We start from the raw sequence: 18,910 nt of genomic DNA on the forward strand, positions 1-18,910 counted from the left end.
CCTAAAATTTAAAAGTATCTTTCAATCCCAACCACTTCTGGTCTTTATCGCTCAAAATCAATGCCGTTCCATCCTCCAATGTATAACCTTCCGCGGAAGCATTTCCTTTATACTCGCCCTTCAGTTCCGGCCACTGGATTCCAATCTCCGGATCATTCCATGCCATTCCACCCTCGTCATTCGGATGATAAAAATCATTCACTTTGTAACAAAATTCTGCTTCATCGCTCAGTACGAGAAATCCATGTGCAAAACCTTCCGGAATCAGAAACTGTACTTTATTTTCTGCTGAAAGAGTAACTCCGTACCATTTACCATAAGTTTCTGAATCAGATCTGAGATCAACAGCAACATCAAACACTGTTCCACGAACCGCACGTACAAGTTTGCACTGCGGATACTGTTTCTGGAAATGAAGTCCACGCAGAACACCTTTCACTGACATGGACTGATTGTCCTGTACAAACTTGATATCAATCCCTGCCTCTTTCATATCTTTTTCATTGTAGGTCTCCATGAAGTAGCCACGATCATCTCCGTGCACTGCCGGTTTGATCACACAAAGCCCTTCAATACCGCCTACATTTTTATCAACTGTAATCTGTCCCATTTTAAAAATCTCCTGTTAATCAACGGTTGCTGTACATTTTTTCATAATAGTTCTGGTATTCACCGGAAATGATCGTCTCCCACCATTCTCTGTTTTCCAGATACCATTTGATCGTCTTTTTGATTCCATCCTCAAACTTTGTCTCAGGAAGCCATCCAAGTTCACTGTGGATCTTGGTCGGGTCAATCGCATAACGCATATCATGACCCTTACGGTCACCAACGTGAGTAATCAGACTCTCCGGCTTTCCAAGCTCCTTGCAGATAATCTTAACAATCTCAATGTTCTGTTTCTCATTGTGTCCGCCTACATTGTAGACTTCTCCAACTCTTCCATTGTGAATGATCAGATCAATTGCCTTACAGTGGTCTTCCACATACAGCCAGTCACGAACATTCAAGCCCTCTCCATAAACCGGAAGCGGCTTGTCTGCCAGCGCGTTTGCAATCATCAGCGGAATCAATTTTTCCGGGAAATGATACGGGCCATAGTTGTTACTGCATCTTGAAATTGTAACAGGCAGTCCATAAGTTCTGTGGTATGCCAGAACCAAAAGATCAGCAGCTGCCTTAGATGAGCTGTACGGACTGCTTGTGTGGATCGGAGTCTCCTCTGTAAAGAACAGATCCGGTCTGTCAAGCGGAAGATCACCGTATACTTCGTCTGTAGAAACCTGATGATAACGTTTGATTCCATACTTACGGCATGCATCCATCATCACTGCAGTTCCCTTAATATTTGTATCCAGGAACACTTCCGGATTCTCAATACTTCTGTCAACATGGCTCTCTGCTGCAAAGTTTACAACCATGTCCGGATGCTCTTCCTCAAAAAGTTTATAAACGGCTTCTCTGTCACAGATATCCGCTTTAACAAAACGGAAATTCGGATTGTCCATCACTGGCTCCAGTGTAGAAAGATTACCCGCATAAGTTAACTTATCCAGACAAACGATACGATAATCCGGATATTTATTCAGCATATGGAAAACGAAGTTACTTCCAATAAAACCTGCTCCGCCTGTTACAATAATATTCATGTTTTTCTCCATCCTTTATGTATTCGTTCTTATTACAATACGTCGATATATTTACCATCCAGTACGTCCTTCAGATACTGTCCATACTGGTTCTTCTTCAGGATCTCATACTCTTCCATAACCTGCTCCCTGCTAATCCAGCCATTCAGGTAAGCAATCTCTTCCAGGCAGGCGATTTTTCGGTGCTGATGTGTCTCCACTGTCTTAACAAAATTTGTCGCATCCACAAGACTCTCATGTGTACCTGTATCCAGCCAGGTAAATCCCTGTCCTAAAAGCTCCACATTCAGAGTTCCGTCTTCCAGATAGATACGGTTCAGGTCTGTGATCTCAAGCTCACCACGGGCAGATGGTTTCAGATTTTTTGCGAACTCAACAACACGATTATCATAGAAATATAATCCTGTTACACAGTAATTGCTCTTCGGTTTTTCCGGTTTTTCTTCAATGGAAATAGCCTTTCCAGTCTTGTCAAATTCAACAATACCGAAGCGCTCCGGATCATCTACATAATAGCCAAATACAGTCGCACCCTTGCCAGATTCCGCATTCTTCACTGCTGCTTCCAGACGCTTTTTCAGTCCATGTCCGGCAAAAATGTTATCGCCAAGAACCATAGCTACTGTGTCGTCACCGATGAAATCAGCTCCAATGATAAATGCCTGAGCCAGTCCGTCCGGTGACGGCTGAACTGTATATGTAAGATTAATTCCAAATTGTTTTCCATCACCTAAGAGTTCCTCAAAACGAGGAGTATCCTGTGGTGTGGAAATAATCAGGATGTCCCTGATTCCCGCATTCATCAAAACCGATAATGGATAATAGATCATCGGCTTGTCATAGATTGGTAACAACTGCTTCGATGTTACCCTTGTTAACGGATACAAACGTGTGCCAGACCCACCAGCTAATATAATTCCCTTCATATACACTCCTTGAATATCTCTTTTTATACTTTTGATTCTTTAAACCGAACCCTCGCTCTTCAACACTGAAGTCACCGTCTTCAGTAAAATCTTCACATCCAACCCAATCGACCAGTTCTCGATATACTCGGTATCCAGCTTCACAACTTCCTCAAAATCCGTAATATCGCTTCTGCCGCTCACCTGCCACATTCCGGTGATTCCCGGTTTGATCGACATACGGCTTCTGTGGTGAAGTTCATACTTTTCCCATTCATCAACTGTCGGTGGTCTTGTTCCCACCAGGCTCATATCGCCTTTCAGGACATTCCAGAACTGGGGGAACTCATCCAGGGATGTCTTACGGATAAAGTTTCCGATTCCTTTTGGATTACCGTTTTTATCCTTCTTCTCACTGCCAATGATTCGCGGATCGTAGTCCATTTTGAACATCAGGCCCTCCATTTTGTTCTGACTCATCAGTTCTGCTTTTCTCTCTTCGGCATCCATATACATGCTGCGGAATTTATAGATTTTGAATTTCTTTCCGTTCTTGCCAATACGCACCTGTGAGAAGAAAATCGGTCCTGGGGATTTGATATAAATCATCGGTCCTATGACAACGATCAGGATCACGGTAAGCAGGCAGCCGACAATTCCTCCGGCAATATCCGTCAGCCTCTTGTAGAGCAGCTGTTTCGGTGATGCGGTATTGATACTGGATGTAATTACCGAATAGCCGCCGATTTTTTCTATAAAATTCTTTCCGCTGAGTGATTTTTCCATCTCACCCAGGCTGAGATGTACAGTCAGTCCCATGGTGATGATCTCATCGATCAGCTTCTGTGGATATGGTTCTGTCTCGCTGATCTTGACAAAGACTTCGTCAACCCATTCATGACAGAGATATTCACTGATCGTGTCCATATTTCCGACAACCGGTATGCCTGCGATTTCTTTTACTCCCGGATTGTCATCAATGAGCGCGATCCCATTGATAGAAAAGTTCTGGATCGGACTGCTCAGGATTTTTTCAATCGTTTCTTTTGCTTCGGCGAGGCTTACCACAACGACCATGGACTTTTCTTTCTTTTTGGTCGCATTCTTTTTCAGGACATAATCTTTGTGCCATACTCTGCCGACGTAGTCAAAGCATAAATACAAAAATGCGGTATAGAACAACGTTAATCTGGAATAGCTGACTGCCTGCTGTGTTGCAAAGAGATACAGGACAGACAGCAGCATGACCATCAATACATGCTTGGCTGTCTTGGTAAATTCTATGTAATAGCCCCGTTTCAGGATATCCTGATAGGACTGTCCCAGAAACATGACCACAATCTGGCACAGCATAAATACAAATGCGACTGTGCGGTAGATCTGATCACTGTACGGGTTTTCCAACCCCTGTCGTACTAAGTATGCAACTACAAAGGCAAGCTGAAGGCAGAAAATATCCAGAAGGATAAAATCCCAGTGTTTCAGCCACCCCTGTGGTGATTTCTTATACATACGCTTCCCCCTTACAAAAATCTTTCTATATTTTACAGATTTCGGATTCTGCTGTAGCCCCGAGATCATCGCTGCCATACAGTTCCCTGCAGCAGTCTCTGCACAGCTGTCCGGCTCCCGGAATGTAACATTTCCGTTCACTGACCGGCATCTGCACTGGTACATCAGTAACGGCACCACATAGCACGCATCTCTCGAACGAATTCTCTTCAGAATCTATCTGTAAATTTTTCTCTTTTCTGTCGAAGAAAAATCTCTTTTTCATATTTAATCCTTATATTTATAACTTATCTAATATGTAACAAATTTAAAATCTGAATGATTTCAGATCTTAAATTTGCTGCATATTATTTACCTGTGTTCTGTTTCGTGAATTTCTCTCTGGAATTCTTCCACAGACATATTTTCATTGCCGGTCGGCTTATTCCCTACCGGATGGAAAGTCGGTACGATTTCTTCTACCATCTCAACGATGTGAGGACTGTTTTCGTAACTTGCCTGTGCCAGTTCGGTCAGCTGTCCGAGGAATTTACTGATATCAAACGGAATTGGTTTGCCGATATGGATCAGATCATTGTCGGTTTTCTTCATTCCCTCTTCTGCCATCAGCTTCTCTTCGTAAAGCTTCTCACCAGGACGTAATCCTGAATAAACGATTGGAATTTCCACATCCGGTTCATATCCGGAAAGTTTGATCAGGTTTCTCGCAAGACTGTCGATCTTGACCGGTTCACCCATATCCAGAACGAAGATCTCACCGCCCCAGGCATAGGTTCCTGCCTGAAGTACCAGGCTGACTGCCTCCGGGATCGTCATGAAGTATCTCACGATATCCGGATGTGTAACTGTCACCGGGCCGCCCGCTTCGATCTGTTTCTTAAAGAGTGGAATAACTGATCCGTTACTTCCAAGAACATTTCCGAATCGAACTGCCACAAACTGTGTTCCCTGTCGGTCTTTGTTCTTGACGCTCTCGATATGTACGCTGGAACGCTCTTCCGGCCGGCTCTTCATGGCTGCCGTCGTCCTGTCTCCCGGAATCTGATCCTCGAAGTATTTATCCATGTGTGCATGAAGAAGTGGAAGGACATCCATTCTGCCTGCCTTGCTGACTGCATCCATACTCTGGATGACCATTTCGCAGAGACGTTTGCTTGCGCCCATGATGTTGGTCGGATTTACTGCCTTATCCGTACTGATCAGGATAAATCTTGATGCACCGTGCTTCAGTGCCGCATACGCTGTTTTGTATGTACCGATCACATTGTTCTTGATGGACTCGTTCGGGCTTGTCTCCATAAGCGGCACATGTTTGTGTGCTGCTGCATGATATACGATTTCCGGCTTGTATTTCTCGAACACCATATTGATTCTTCGGCTGTCTCTGACAGATCCGATCAAAACAACAAGGTTGAGGTTTTTGTACTTACGTCTCAGTTCCTGTTCGATATCGTATGCATTATTCTCATAGATATCAAAAATGATCAGCTGTTTCGGTTCATGACCTGCGATCTGCCGGCAAAGCTCACTTCCAATAGAGCCACCGCCGCCGGTAACAAGGATTGTTTTTCCTTTAATGTACTGGAAGATCTCTTCCATGTTTACTTTGATCGGATCTCTTCCAAGCAGATCTTCGACTGCTACTGCTTTCATCTTGCTTAAGGAAACCTGTCCGTTTGCCAGCTGGAATACTCCCGGCAAAGTCTTGAGTTCACATTTTGTTTCCTTACAGATATTGAGGATATCTCTTCTGTCCTCCACCCGTGCGGTAGGGATTGCAAAAAGGATCTGGTCAATGTTGTATTTCTCGACGTTTGCCATGATGCTGTCACGTCCGCCGACGATAGGAACTCCTTCTGTCAGACGTCCCCATTTGTTCGGGTTGTCATCGATCACACAGCATGGCTTAGCAGTTGCCTTGACGGATGTTTTCAGCTCCCTCAGGATCATCTGCCCGGCTGCACCGGCACCAATGATCATAGTTCTGTGTGTTGCCATCGCATCCTTTTCGCGTTTGGCACGCTCCAGTGTGATATAACGATACATAAAGCGGACTGCCACGGTCAGGATAAACTGTGAAATGCATCCTACGATATAATAGGAACCAGGCATTCGCTCACAAAATGTCGTGATCCCGACTACCTGAAATACTGTTGTGACCACCGTTGCCACAAAAATGCGGTTCAACTCGGTAAAGCTGGCGAAGCGCCATACGCTGTTATACATATGTGCCACATAAAACACGATCAGTGAAAACGCTGTATAAAAAGGTGCAAACCTTAGGAATGCACTTAAATAATTTTCTGGTATACTGGAATAGGCCAGATCAAATCTCAGCAAAAGGCCAAAAAAATACGAAAAGTTGATTGCGACAATGTCGTAGATGATCAGATAAAATGCGATAATTTTCCAATGTTCGATTGATTTTCTTTTTCTTACGCTGTTGCTCATTTTCTTCCCCCGTCTATTTTATAAACATCTGCATTCTATCACATAAATATATTTCTGTAAACCCATTGGAATCTGGTTTTACCCCCCCCCCCCCCGATGCGAAAATTTCTCGAAAAATCACGGAGTTTTTATGCCAAAAACCAAAGAAGATCAGGAACTCCATGCCGGTTCCTGACCTTCCTAGTTTTTATATAATAATACACACCATGCCGCCTTTGCTGTCGTTGACGATTTTCTGCATGGTATCCTGCAGTTTGGACTGGCTCTCTTCTCCAATGGAAGTCAACTTGCTTCGGATGCCGTCCTGCACCAGCTGTTCTATGGACTTTCCAAAGATATTGGTTTCCCAGATGCTTTCGCCACGCTGCCCGCTTTCACCGATATACTGGATCAGATCCTTTGCCTGCTGCTCGGTTCCCACGATCGGAGCGATTTCTGTTTCTATGTTAGCTTTGATCATGTGGATAGAAGGGCTCTTGGATTTTATCCGGACACCGTACTTGCTGCCCTGCCGTATGACAGACGGTTCTTCAATCTGGATTTCGTCAAGTTCCGGCACCACCACGCCATAACCGCTTTCTCTCACGGACTCCAGTGCCGCCTGCACCTTGACATATTGTTCTTTCATTGCCGCGAGTTCTTTCATCGTATGGATCAGATCATATTCTGTTTCCATCTGGATACCGCTCATTTCACTTAACATACGATAATAATATTCGTCCCTGATCTGAATTCGTATACGCACTTTTCCACTGGACAGACTGACCTCCTCCAACAGGACATCCTGCACAAAAGGAGCTGTCAGCTGAATAGATTCCCGGGTTATATTTTTAATATGAAGTAATTTTTTCATCTGTTCGCGTATCTGCTCCAGCAACTTCAATTTCAGCTCATGATCATTCGGCAGCATTTCCACCCATTTTGGTACAAAGAACTGAATCTCACTTACCGGAAATTCATACAGTATATTGGAAAGGATTCTGGTGACATCTTCTTTTCGCAGCTGTTCGCAGTTGGCTGCCATGGTCGTCACACCATATTTATTCTGCAGATTTCTGACAAGTTCCTGCGTTTCTTCTTTATATGGCATCTGGGAGTTTACAAGAATCAGAAATGGTTTGCCCTGTTTTTTCAGAAGGTTTATAGTCAGTGCCTCTGCATCAGTGAAATTTTCTCTTGGAAGTTCGCCGAAGCTTCCATCTGTCGTAACCACCAGTCCGATCGTTGCATGTTCCTGAATGACTTTGCGTGTGCCAGTCTCTGCTGCTTCATGAAAAGGAATCGCTTTTTCAAACCATGGAGTTTTTACCATGCGTTCTCTTCCGTCTTCAATGTGGCCGCTCGCATCTTTTACGAGAAATCCTACGCAGTCAATCAGACGGATCCGTACTTTCTGATCATCCCCAAGGTTTACATTCACTGCTTCTTTTGGGATGAATTTGGGTTCTACGGTAGTGATGAGCTTCCCAGAACCGCTTAAAGGGAGCTGATCACGCACTTCCGCCTGTTTTGCCGGTTCCATATCCGGCAGTGCCACCAGCTCCATAAATCTCCGGATAAATGTAGATTTTCCTGTACGGACTGGGCCAACAACGCCTATGTATATGTCACCGCCGGTACGTGCCTGAATATCCCGGTAAACCTGAAAATTTTCCATATAAAAAAGCCCCCTTGCATATATTCACACAATCCCATGTATTGTTATATTTATATGCATAAGGGGGTTCTGTTATGATTTTTTATTATGCTCTTTGAGGTAGGCCTCTCTTCCCTGCTCATAGAGGTTATTACCTTCACAGTCAATGATGACCACCAGCGGCATCTCTTCTACATAAAGTCTGCGGAGTGCTTCGGACTGAAGGTCTTCGTAGGCAACAAGTTCTGCTTTCTTGATGCATTTCGCAAGAAGTGCTCCTGCCCCGCCGATCGCTCCGAAATAAACGCCACTGTATTTCTTCATAGCCTCTACGACTTCCGAAAGACGGGCGCCTTTTCCGATCATGCCACGGGCTCCTACGGACATCATGGTTGGTGCATAAGCATCCATACGGCCGCTGGTAGTTGGGCCTGCGGAACCGATGACCTGACCCGGTTTTGCAGGGGTCGGGCCTACATAATAGATTGTGGCATCCTTTGGATCAAACGGAAGTTCTTCTCCTCTGGCAAGTGCTTCGCACATTCTCTTGTGACCGGCATCACGGGAGGTATAGATCGTTCCTGTCAGGTAAACGGTGTCACCTGCATGGAGTGTCTTCGCAAGTTCTTCGGTAAGTGGTAATGTAATATGACGTTCCATCTTAGATCACCTCCGTTTTATGTCTTGTTACGTGGCAGCTGATGTTGATCGCACACGGCATACCTGCAATATGTGTCGGCATGGTCTCAATATTCAGACCGATTGCAGTCGTCTTTCCGCCAAATCCCTGTGGACCGATTCCAAGCTGGTTGATCTTCTCGAGCATTTCTTTCTCGAGGTCTGCATAATATGGATCTTCGTTCTCGGAATCTACCGGGCGCATCAGGGCTTTCTTAGCAAGGAGGGCAGCTTTATCAAAAGTTCCTCCGATTCCAACGCCAACAACCATCGGTGGACATGGGTTCGGTCCGGCTGTTTCGACTGTTTCAAGGATAAAATCCTTGATTCCTTCGATGCCGGCAGACGGCTTAAACATACGGATAGCACTCATGTTTTCGCTTCCGAAGCCTTTGGGGCCAACTGTGATCTTGATGTTTTCGCCTGGTACGATTTCTGTATAAAGCATCGCCGGAGTGTTGTCTCCGGTATTTCCTCTGCGGACCGGATCCTTCACTACGGATTTGCGGAGGTAGCCGTTGGTGTATCCTCTGCGGACGCCTTCATTAACTGCTTCGGTGAGGTCTCCGCCTGCAATATGTACGTCCTGTCCGATTTCCAGAAACACACATGCCATTCCGGTATCCTGACAGATCGGCACCTGTTCATTCTCTGCAATCTGGTAGTTTTCGATGATATTATCCAGAATTCCACAGGCAATCTCGCCATCCTCGCTCGCACGACAGGCTTGGATAGATTTCTTGATGTCGTCCGGAAGCACCTGATTGGCTTCGATACAAAGCCGTTCGATGGTGTCCGTGATCACTGATGCTTGTATTTCACGCATATCCTTGCACCTCTTTATATTTTTTCTTTATATTTTATTGTATCGTATCGGGAATTATTGTGCAAGGGAGAGTTTACTACCCGGAGCTCCTAATGAAATGCGGCATAATGAACTTAATCATATTAATCTTGAGGGTATGATTGAAAGAGCTATATATAAAAAAACAGCCGTGGCACTACAATTTTTGAGTACAGTAACCTCACGAGGCTTCCAGAAATTTTTTCGTTCTAGCGATAACTGCTGTGCTCTGTTTGAGCGAAGCGAGTTTGCAAAAGCAGTTATCCATAGGCGAACGAAAGAATTTCGGAAACGCAAGTGGGTTACTGTTACTCAAAGTTGTAGTGCCCCGGCATCATATTTCTATCTTACTCTCTCATCATACCCTCAAGTTAAAAATCAATAAAACTCATTATGAAGCAGTTCATGCTCCTTGCCTTTGAGAAGTCCCTGGTAAAGTTCGAGTACCATCGGGTTCTCATCGGATTTCTTAATAATCGTTGTATTATCCGCATTGTACAGACCTTTGGCTCTGGCAGCTTTTGTTCTGTCACCGGATCTTGTCGGCTGGCCACCACCCATGATACAGCCACGACGACATGCCATAACTTCGATCAGATGATACTCTGCTTCGCCGTTCTTTACACGATCCATAACGATTCTTGCATTGGCAAGTCCGCTGGCTACGCAGATCTTGATTTCCATTCCTTTGTATGGTACAGAGAATTCCTTGATTCCCTCGTCTCCACGTACACCACACTCGGAGATTTCTCTCATTGTTTCTTTACTGTGATCCGGAGTCAGACGACGAAGAACTGCCTCTGTAACACCACCGGTAACACCAAAGATAACTCCACCACCGGAACCGAATCCAAACGGCATATCACATGCTTCTGGCTCAAGTCCTGCAAAGTCAAGGCCAAAGTTGTCGATCATACGAAGAAGCTCTGTGGTTGTGATAACGATATCGGTATCTTTCTCACCATGTGTATAGCTGTTCGGACGAACGGCTTCTGCCTTCTTAGCCGTACATGGCATAATGGAAACCATTACAGTCTTCTTTCCCTGAGCATGTTCCGGATCACGGAAGTATTCCTTAATAACAGCAGAAAGCATTCCCTGTGGGGATCTGCAGGTAGAAATATTCGGAATATAATCCTTATACTGATCTGTAATAAATTTCACCCATGCCGGACAGCAGGATGTCAGGAGCGGAAGTTTCTCACCTTTTTCAATACGGTTAAGGAATTCTGCACTTTCTTCCATAATCGTAAGGTCAGCACTGAATGTGGTATCATAAACTTCATCAAATCCCATGCGATGAAGCGCATTGACGATCTTGCCCATTACACTGCGGCCCTTCTGGAGTCCGTAATGATCGCCCACTGCAACACGTACTGCAGGTGCAATCTGCGCAACTACACGGATATCCGGATCTGCAAGTGCCTTAAAGACTTTGTCTGTATTCGTGTGGATAGATATAGCTCCTGTCGGACAGAATGCACGACACTGTCCACAGTTTACGCACTGTGTCTCTGCAATCTTTTTATTGAATGCAGGCATAACCATTGCTTCTGTTCCACGGAATGCAAATCCAAGTGCGCCGATTCCCTGAATTTCCTCGCAGGCACGTACACAGTTTCCGCAGAGGATACATTTATTCGGATCGCGAACGATAGACGGAGAACTGAAATCCAGCTCATGCTGCTCTCTTGTGTTCTGGAAACGTACGGTTCTTACGCCGAGACGATGTGCCAGTTCCTGAAGGACACACTCACCACTCTTGATACAGGTTGTACAGTCACGGCAGTGTGCTGCAAGGAGCAGTTCCACGATCAGTTTACGATAGTTTCTTAATTTATTTGTGTTAGTATGAATAACCATACCATCGCGCGGTACTTCTGAACAGGAAGCAAAGGTTTTGCCTCTGTCGTCCTCTACTGTACATAAACGGCATGCTCCAAATGTAGAGAGCTCTGAATGATAGCACAGTGTCGGAATATCAATGCCTGCGTTACGGATAACGGTCAGGACGTTTTTTTCATCGGTAAATTCAACTTTTCTACCGTCAATTGTCATTGTACCCATAATTCAGCCTCCTTCCTATGCTTCCACATAAACCGCATCAAAGTTACAGTTATCTTTACAGGAACCGCATTTGATACATACGTCATTGTTGATGTGATACGGAGATTTGATCTTTCCGCTGATTGCACCTGCCGGGCAGTTCTTCGCGCACTTACCGCAGCCAATACAGAATTCCGGATTAATGTGGAATTTACGAAGTGCTGTACAGACTTTTGCACGGCATTTCTTATCCTTAATATGTTCCTCGTATTCATCACGGAAGCGTTTCAGAGTACTGATAACCGGAAGCGGTGCACTCTTACCAAGTCCGCAGAGAGCCATGCTCTGTACCATAGTAGCAAGCTCTTCCAGTTCATCAAGGTCTGACATTTCACCTTTACCATCTACAATTCTCTCGAGAATCTCCAGCATACGCTTTGTTCCTTCACGACACGGAACGCATTTACCACAGCTCTCACGCTGTGTAAAGTTCATAAAGAATCTGGCAACCTCAACCATACAGGTATTTTCATCCATAACTACCAGACCGCCGGAACCCATGATCGCGTCGAGTGATTTAACGGAGTCAAAGTCAAGCGGACGGTCGATCTGATCTTCGATCAGACATCCACCGGATGGTCCACCGATCTGTACACCTTTGAAAGCAGCTCCGCTCTTCAGGCCACCACCGATATCATAAATGATATGACGAAGACTGGTACCCATTGGTACTTCGATCAGACCTGTGTTTTCGATTGCACCGGTCAGGGAAAAGGTCTTGGTTCCCGGGCTTCCTTCTGTTCCAATGGTACGGAACCAGTCAGCACCCTGAAGAATGATCTTCGGAACGTTTGCATATGTTTCTACGTTATTCAGAACGGTAGGTTTCTCCCAGAGACCTTTTTCTACTGTACGCGGTGGTTTGACACGCGGCATGCCTCGCTTACCTTCGATGGATGCAGTGAGGGCAGAACCTTCACCACAAACAAAGGCACCTGCACCACGATTGATATGTAAATGGAAATTCACACCGGAACCAAGGATATTGTCACCAAGCAGTCCATAAGCTTCAGCCTGTTCGATAGCCATACGGAGACGTTTAACGGAAAGCGGATATTCTGCACGAACATAAATGTATCCGTTCTCTGCGCCAACTGCGTATGCGGCAATGGTCATACCTTCGATCATCTTATATGGATCACCTTCCATTACGGAACCATCCATGAATGCACCCGGGTCACCTTCATCACCATTACATACTACATAACGAACTTTTTCTTTCTGACGAGCAACCTGAGACCATTTTTTACCAGCCGGGAAACCAGCTCCGCCTCGTCCGCGAAGTCCGGATTTTGTTACTTCATCGATAACATCCTGTGGGGACATATCGAAGAAAGCTTTTGCCATAGCCTGAAAACCGCCAACAGCAATATATTCATCAATGGATTCTGCATTAATATTACCACAGTTCTCAAGAACGATTCTTGTCTGCTGATTCAGGAAAGGAATGTCAGAAGGATGTGGACAGGCGGTATCATGATCACGATAAAACAGTCTGCTTACCGGCTCTCCTTCCATAACAGTACGCTCTACGATCTCTTTACAGTCTTCTACCTGTACATGAACATACTGATAATCATAAGGTTCAATCTTCATCAGAGGTCCTAATTCACAAAGGCCCTGACATCCTGTCTTAACAACACCGACATGCGGAACATCTTTCTGCATTTCCACGCTTACCCAGTCAAGATTCTCGCACAGTTTCGCCATCTCGTCATAAATCTTCTGTGCGCCGGAAGCGATACATCCGGTACCGGAACAGACAAGCACACGACAGGTAAAAGATTCCAGGGTATTTTTTGCTTCAGCCTGCTTATTGAGCAGATCTTCTTTACTCACAATACTCATACCGTCTCACCTCTCAATTCATTTAACAGATCGATTGCCTTTTCTGGTGTCATTTTCGGATGTACTTCGTCGTTTACTGTAAGTGTTGGCGCCAATCCGCATGCACCAAGGCAGGATACAGTTTCTACCGTAAAGAGCATATCATCCGTTGTATGCTTCTTGTTACTGAGTCCAAGTTCCTTCATAAGAGCTTCTTTGACCGGCATGGATTTACGCACATGACAGGCTGTTCCATCACAGACTTTGATGACGTATTTTCCTTTTGGCTCAAAAGAAAAGTTCTCATAGAAAGTGGCTACACTGTAAGCCTTTGCTTCTGTAACTCCAATCTTGGATGCAACATACGTCAGAAGCTCTCCAGGAAGATAACGGTACTCCGCCTGGATATCCTGCATGATTGGGATCAATGATGCAGGTTTCGGTCCGTAATGCTCGATGATCTCATCTGTCTTCGCGTAATAAGACTGATCTAACATTCAATTCCCTCCTTGTTTAAAAATAAATTCTCCTGTGCTTATTGTTTTGTCTATTTTACACAGCTTTGCTATATTTGATTATACATTAAATATATATTTTTAACAAGAAAAATATCGAAAATTTGAATTAATTTATTTAATTTTTTTATTTTTTCGCAACTATTTCGTGATTTTTTTAACATGTTGCATAATTTTTTATCAATCTTGTTTTTAGTTCTCCTTCGTTTTATTGTCATATAATCTTCTGTGCATCCGTTTGTTTTGTGCCTGCAAAAATACATGATCTTAGTTGATTTTAGAATTTCTTTCCTATATTATAATGTCAGGTAGATGAAAATATTTTTTCAGTTATCCGGTTTATGGCAGTTCATTCTGTTTTTCCATGTAATACTGTCAGCTGAATAACTGCAATACGATAGAAGGAGATATACATATGCGAAATTATGACACACCTGTCAGAGCAATCCGCCACAAGGTTTATGTCGAAGTAGCCAAAGCCGGATTTGAATCCACTGACGAAACCCTGATTCATGATATTGAAGCTATTCCTTATAATATCGTAGAGGAAAAAGCCAAATACCGTGAAAGTATTTACAGAGAACGTGCCGTTGCCAGCGAGCGGGTTCGTCTTGCAATGGGCCTCTCTCTTCGCCCGGAAAACAAAGCTGTCCATCTGACCGACGGTCTGGCAGCCAGCAACATCAACGAAAAATACTATGAGCCGCCGCTCATGCAGGTTATCCCTTCTGCATGTGCCGCCTGTCCTCCTAATAAATACATTGTCAGCAACATGTGCCGCGGATGTGTTGCTCACCCGTGTATGCAGGCCTGTCCAAAAGGTGCGATTTCTATGAAAGACGGTAAATCCTTTATCGACCAGGAAAAATGTATCAAATGTGGGAAATGTAAAGCTGCCTGTCCTTACGATGCAATCTCACACAATGTCCGTCCATGCGAACAGGCATGCGGTGTCAAAGCGATCGGAAGCGATGAACAGGGCCGCGCCAGCATCCTGGAAGACAAATGTGTTTCCTGCGGTATGTGTATGGTAAGCTGTCCATTCGGTGCGATTTCTGATAAGTCTCAGATTTTCCAGCTGGCTCATGCGCTCCGCGATGGCGACAGGATCATTGCAATCGTAGCCCCGGCTTACATCAGCCAGTTTGGGGATGATGTTACTCCGGGTAAATTCAAGACAGCTCTGCAGGTTCTTGGTTTTTCTGATGTCCATGAGGTTGCATTCGGTGCTGATGTCGGAGCAATTGCAGAGGCGCATCATTATGCCGAAAAGGTTGCCACCGGAGAGCTTCCATTTCTCCTGACTTCCTGCTGTCCTTCCTGGTCCATGATGGCAAAGAAATTCTTCCCGACCATGATCGACAATATTTCTCAAGAACTGACACCGATGGTTGCCACTGCCCGCAAGGTAAAACAGGAGCAGCCAGGTGCAAAGGTTGTATTTGTTGGTCCATGTGCATCCAAAAAGCTGGAAGCTATGCGCCGCACCGTCCGCAGTGATGTTGATTTTGTCCTTACATTCGAGGAACTGGATGCCATGTTTGATGCACGCGAAATCGATCCTGCTTCTTTCGAAGAGGATGGTTCTCTTCATGATGCGACTGCTGCAGGACGTGGTTATGCTGTTGCAGGTGGTGTTGCAGGTGCGATTGAAGCCTGCCTGAAGGAATATTATCCGGATGTACCGGTTCATATCGAACATGCAGAGAGTCTTGCTGAATGTAAAAAAGTCCTCGCGCTTGCCAAAGCAGGCAAACTCAAGGGCTGTATGATCGAAGGTATGGCCTGTCCGGGCGGATGTATGGGTGGTGCCGGAACAAATGTACCAGTTGCCAAATCATCCAAAGAACTGAAGAAGTTCCTGGCCGGATGTACGAAGAAGCTTCCGCCAAAGGAACTTGTAGATATTGAACTGAAGTGAAAAAGAGTGGGGCCATGTGCCTCACTCTTTTTCGTTGCTCACTCCGCTTTCAGATCACTGAGCAATTTTCTGAGTTTTTCTCCATAGTTAGATCCGGCGGCCCAGCCTCCCCCGTTCGGGTTCTCCTGCTGCCCCAGCCATTCTACATATGGAGCACTCCCTCTGGTCACCATGTCAAATCGAGTATCCACAAGGTCCTGATTCAGTGCATCTTCGCATGCATAAGCTTTGAGATGCTGTACCTGTGCGCGGATCCCGGTCCGCACATCCGGGTAAGATACTCCGGCAACGCCCCCGCCGGTCGTTCCAATGCCAGCGAAATTATATTGAGATATTCCGGAATCACCACCGTACTGCAGCCATCCGGTCTCCAGCATCGCCTGTTCAAAAACGACTTCTCCACGGACGCCTTCTGCATTCGCTTCTTCCAGGATGATCGTACAAAAATCATCTATGGTCGCTGCGCCACCATCTTTTAATGAAGCTGAAGGATATTCTGCTCCATGTTCTTCATACTGCGAAGTCATCTGTGCAAGAGAAACGGTCGTATCTCCCATGATCGTATAATATCCATAAGTGTTATCTGTAGAATCATCTACAAAATCCGGATCAGAAGTAAAATCCGGTACCTCCAGACTGGACGGCTTGTGAATCTGTCCCTCACCGGAATGATCGACTTCCTCACTGTCTGCTGTAGTGGCTGAACTTCCGAAAACACTCCCGGATGTTCCATCCTCTTCGGCCACCTCAATCTCTGCCCCAGATGCCAGACAAGGTGCCCCAGTTATAAGGGCACCCGTCAGTATTATCTGAGAACAAAAGAGCATCGCTTTTTTGTTTCTGATCATCCATTAACCTTTCTCATTGCTGCTTCTACTACATGTCCTACCAGAACAGATGTTGTAACGCTTCCAACACCGCCCGGTACCGGAGTGATCGCATCAACGATCGGCTCAACTGCTGCATAGTCAACATCGCCGCAAAGTTTGCCTTCTGCATTTACGTTGATTCCTACATCGATGATCGTCTGTCCTTCTCTGACATATTCAGCACCTACAACACCTGCGCGTCCTGCTGCTACGATCACGATATCAGCTTCTTTTGCTACAGATGGCATATCTACTGTTTTTGTATGGCAGATAGTTACTGTTGCGTTTTTCTTAACCAGCATCATTGCTGCCGGTTTACCAACTACAAGGCTTCTTCCGATAACAACGGCTTTTTTACCTGTGCAGTCGATTCCGTAATGATCCAGGATTTCCATGCATGCCTGCGGTGTACATGGCGGGAAACCGATTTTCTTTCCTGTATAAACGCCAGACATGGAAAGGTCTGTCATACAGTCAACGTCTTTTTCTGCTGCAAGTGCATTTTCGATCACTGCCTGATCCAGATGTTTCGGCAGCGGACGGAACAGAAGAACGCCATGAATATGGTCATCTTTATTTACTTTGTCAATTGTTGCAAGAAGTTCTTCCTGTGATACATCTCCTGGAAGAAGGATTTTTTCACATGCTACCCCAAGTGTTTCGCAACGTTTTGTTGCACCTTTTTCGTAAGAAATATCACTTGGATTTTCGCCTACACGAATGATGCACAGAGTCGGGTTAACACCTTTTCCCTGTAACTCAGCTACATTGGCTTTGATTCTTTCATTCAGTGCTGCTGTTACTTCTTTACCTAATAACTGCTTTGCCATTTTAACTATTTCCTCCGCTCATTATTTGTTGCTTCACAAATGTGAATTACTCTGCAATACACGCTTATCGCAATCCGTATTCTTATTTAAGGCGTCCGAGAACGCTTTCGAATGTTTCATCTGCAATCTTTGTGTATTTTTCAAGCATTGCATCTGCTTTTTTGTTGAGTTCTTCAGCATATTCTCTGTTTGCCATAGATTTCGTATTGATGTATACGTTCAGGCTTGCACCCTGTAATGCTGCTTTGCAGAAAGCTGCCCCAACACCGGCATCGCTGATCGCCAGTTTGGATCCTTTGGCAGCAAACTCTACGATCAGATCAATTGCTTCACAGCATTTTTCCATGATTTCCATCGGAACAGAGCATGCATCTTTCAGAACGATTTCCATAACACGTGCTTTTTCTGCTTTTTCTTCCTCTGTTTCTCTTGGCATGCCATATGCTTTGGAAAGTGGTTCAAAAACTTCTGCATCTCTTTCGATCAGACGCAGAAAATCTTTCTGAAGCTGGTCGCATTTTGCTTTCAGCTCCCACATTTCATCTTCTACATCTGCATATTTCTTTTTGCCTACCGTAAGGCTGCCTACCATGTTGCCAAGTGCAGTTCCGACTGCACCAACCAGTGCAGAAGCTCCGCCGCCACCCGGTACCGGGGCTTTTGAAGCGAGGACTTCTACGAATTCTGTACATGTACTTGTTGAGAATCCCATTTTTTCTCCTCCTGAAAAAAGTGATCCAATAAAAGGATTTTTTTATTTTTCTTTTTTTATAATAATATTTTTAGGATCAATCCTAAGATCTGTTTCATATTTGGAAATATGAGAAACCTGCGAGGGGAGTCGCTCAAAGTTGCGAAGGCCGCTCTCCCCTCGCGCACCCCACCGGGCCACGCAATCAGGAAATATACTGCATTGGCAGTCAACGTTACCTGTCGATACCAACACCACATACTCCCTGACTCCTGCTACAACAAACTTTTAAACATAGCCGATAGGATACTCACTTCTCCTAACCGACATGTTTTTCAGCGTGGCCAAGCAGGGGGAGTCTGAGGGGGACCTTCGGCCTTCGCAACTGCGAGATGGTCCCCCTCAGGGTTTCTTTTTTTCAAAAAAATATTTACCCTGCTTTATAAAGCAAAATTTATACTTTTAGATATGAGACT

At 45.0% G+C, this 18,910-nt stretch carries 16 protein-coding genes; 1 reads left to right on the forward strand and 15 read right to left on the reverse strand.

Translation table 11 applies throughout. The annotated features are described in order from the left end of the window. Position 1 precedes the first annotated feature (1 nt). From rfbC to LI112_RS15760, 12 genes are all read right to left on the reverse strand, one after another. Positions 2-610, reverse strand: a complete 609-nt coding sequence (gene rfbC, locus LI112_RS15705) for a dTDP-4-dehydrorhamnose 3,5-epimerase (RefSeq protein ID WP_227191045.1) — start codon at positions 608-610, stop codon at positions 2-4. Between the two features lie 19 nt (positions 611-629). Further along, positions 630-1,649, reverse strand: a complete 1,020-nt coding sequence (rfbB, locus tag LI112_RS15710) for a dTDP-glucose 4,6-dehydratase (protein WP_227191046.1) — start codon at positions 1,647-1,649, stop codon at positions 630-632. A gap of 32 nt (positions 1,650-1,681) precedes the next feature. Next, the gene (rfbA, locus tag LI112_RS15715) at positions 1,682-2,575 is read right to left on the reverse strand and encodes a glucose-1-phosphate thymidylyltransferase RfbA (protein ID WP_118197812.1); all 894 of its coding nucleotides are present in this window, start codon (positions 2,573-2,575) and stop codon (positions 1,682-1,684) included. A 39-nt stretch (positions 2,576-2,614) separates the two neighbouring features. Further along, positions 2,615-4,066, reverse strand: a complete 1,452-nt coding sequence (locus LI112_RS15720; RefSeq protein ID WP_227191048.1) for a sugar transferase — start codon at positions 4,064-4,066, stop codon at positions 2,615-2,617. A gap of 25 nt (positions 4,067-4,091) precedes the next feature. Next, positions 4,092-4,331 (reverse strand): hypothetical protein, encoded by a 240-nt coding sequence (locus LI112_RS15725; RefSeq protein ID WP_227191050.1) that lies wholly within the window; start codon positions 4,329-4,331, stop codon positions 4,092-4,094. An 86-nt stretch (positions 4,332-4,417) separates the two neighbouring features. Next, complete coding sequence (locus tag LI112_RS15730; protein WP_227191051.1) at positions 4,418-6,517, reverse strand: nucleoside-diphosphate sugar epimerase/dehydratase; 2,100 nt, start codon at positions 6,515-6,517, stop codon at positions 4,418-4,420. A gap of 187 nt (positions 6,518-6,704) precedes the next feature. Beyond that, positions 6,705-8,174, reverse strand: a complete 1,470-nt coding sequence (spoIVA, locus tag LI112_RS15735) for a stage IV sporulation protein A (protein ID WP_227191053.1) — start codon at positions 8,172-8,174, stop codon at positions 6,705-6,707. A gap of 72 nt (positions 8,175-8,246) precedes the next feature. Then, positions 8,247-8,813, reverse strand: a complete 567-nt coding sequence (locus LI112_RS15740; protein WP_227191055.1) for a Fe-S-containing hydro-lyase — start codon at positions 8,811-8,813, stop codon at positions 8,247-8,249. A gap of 1 nt (position 8,814) precedes the next feature. Next, a complete protein-coding gene (locus tag LI112_RS15745; RefSeq protein WP_227191057.1) occupies positions 8,815-9,657 on the reverse strand; it encodes a fumarate hydratase in 843 nt (280 codons plus the stop codon). 396 nt (positions 9,658-10,053) lie between these two features. After that, positions 10,054-11,742 (reverse strand): [FeFe] hydrogenase, group A, encoded by a 1,689-nt coding sequence (locus LI112_RS15750; protein WP_129795859.1) that lies wholly within the window; start codon positions 11,740-11,742, stop codon positions 10,054-10,056. Positions 11,743-11,757: 15 nt separating this feature from the next. After that, positions 11,758-13,629: an NADH-quinone oxidoreductase subunit NuoF gene (locus tag LI112_RS15755; RefSeq protein WP_005423491.1), complete on the reverse strand. Its 1,872-nt coding sequence runs from the start codon at positions 13,627-13,629 to the stop codon at positions 11,758-11,760. Next, positions 13,626-14,105: an NAD(P)H-dependent oxidoreductase subunit E gene (locus LI112_RS15760; protein WP_005423493.1), complete on the reverse strand. Its 480-nt coding sequence runs from the start codon at positions 14,103-14,105 to the stop codon at positions 13,626-13,628. Before LI112_RS15760 ends, LI112_RS15755 begins: the two co-directional genes overlap by 4 nt. 433 nt (positions 14,106-14,538) lie before the next feature. Between LI112_RS15760 and LI112_RS15765 the strand changes: the two genes are divergently transcribed. After that, complete coding sequence (locus LI112_RS15765) at positions 14,539-16,044, forward strand: 4Fe-4S dicluster domain-containing protein (protein ID WP_227191059.1); 1,506 nt, start codon at positions 14,539-14,541, stop codon at positions 16,042-16,044. Positions 16,045-16,082: 38 nt separating this feature from the next. Here the strand turns inward: LI112_RS15765 and LI112_RS15770 are convergent, their stop codons facing one another. The 3 genes from LI112_RS15770 to LI112_RS15780 all read right to left on the reverse strand — a co-directional run bounded on the left by LI112_RS15770 (position 16,083) and on the right by LI112_RS15780 (position 18,455). Continuing rightward, entirely contained in the window at positions 16,083-16,892 is an 810-nt protein-coding gene (locus LI112_RS15770; RefSeq protein WP_055055585.1) for a glucosaminidase domain-containing protein, read from the reverse strand. Continuing rightward, entirely contained in the window at positions 16,889-17,743 is an 855-nt protein-coding gene (locus tag LI112_RS15775) for a bifunctional 5,10-methylenetetrahydrofolate dehydrogenase/5,10-methenyltetrahydrofolate cyclohydrolase (RefSeq protein WP_005423502.1), read from the reverse strand. The genes LI112_RS15770 and LI112_RS15775 overlap by 4 nt, the downstream gene beginning before the upstream one ends. Positions 17,744-17,825: 82 nt before the next feature. Next, entirely contained in the window at positions 17,826-18,455 is a 630-nt protein-coding gene (locus LI112_RS15780) for a cyclodeaminase/cyclohydrolase family protein (RefSeq protein ID WP_022389287.1), read from the reverse strand. Between the last annotated feature and the right edge of the window lie 455 nt (positions 18,456-18,910).

Origin of the sequence: Blautia sp. 210820-DFI.6.14, from assembly GCF_020558815.1 — a bacterium.
Classification (GTDB): Bacteria; Bacillota; Clostridia; order Lachnospirales; family Lachnospiraceae; genus Blautia_A; species Blautia_A obeum.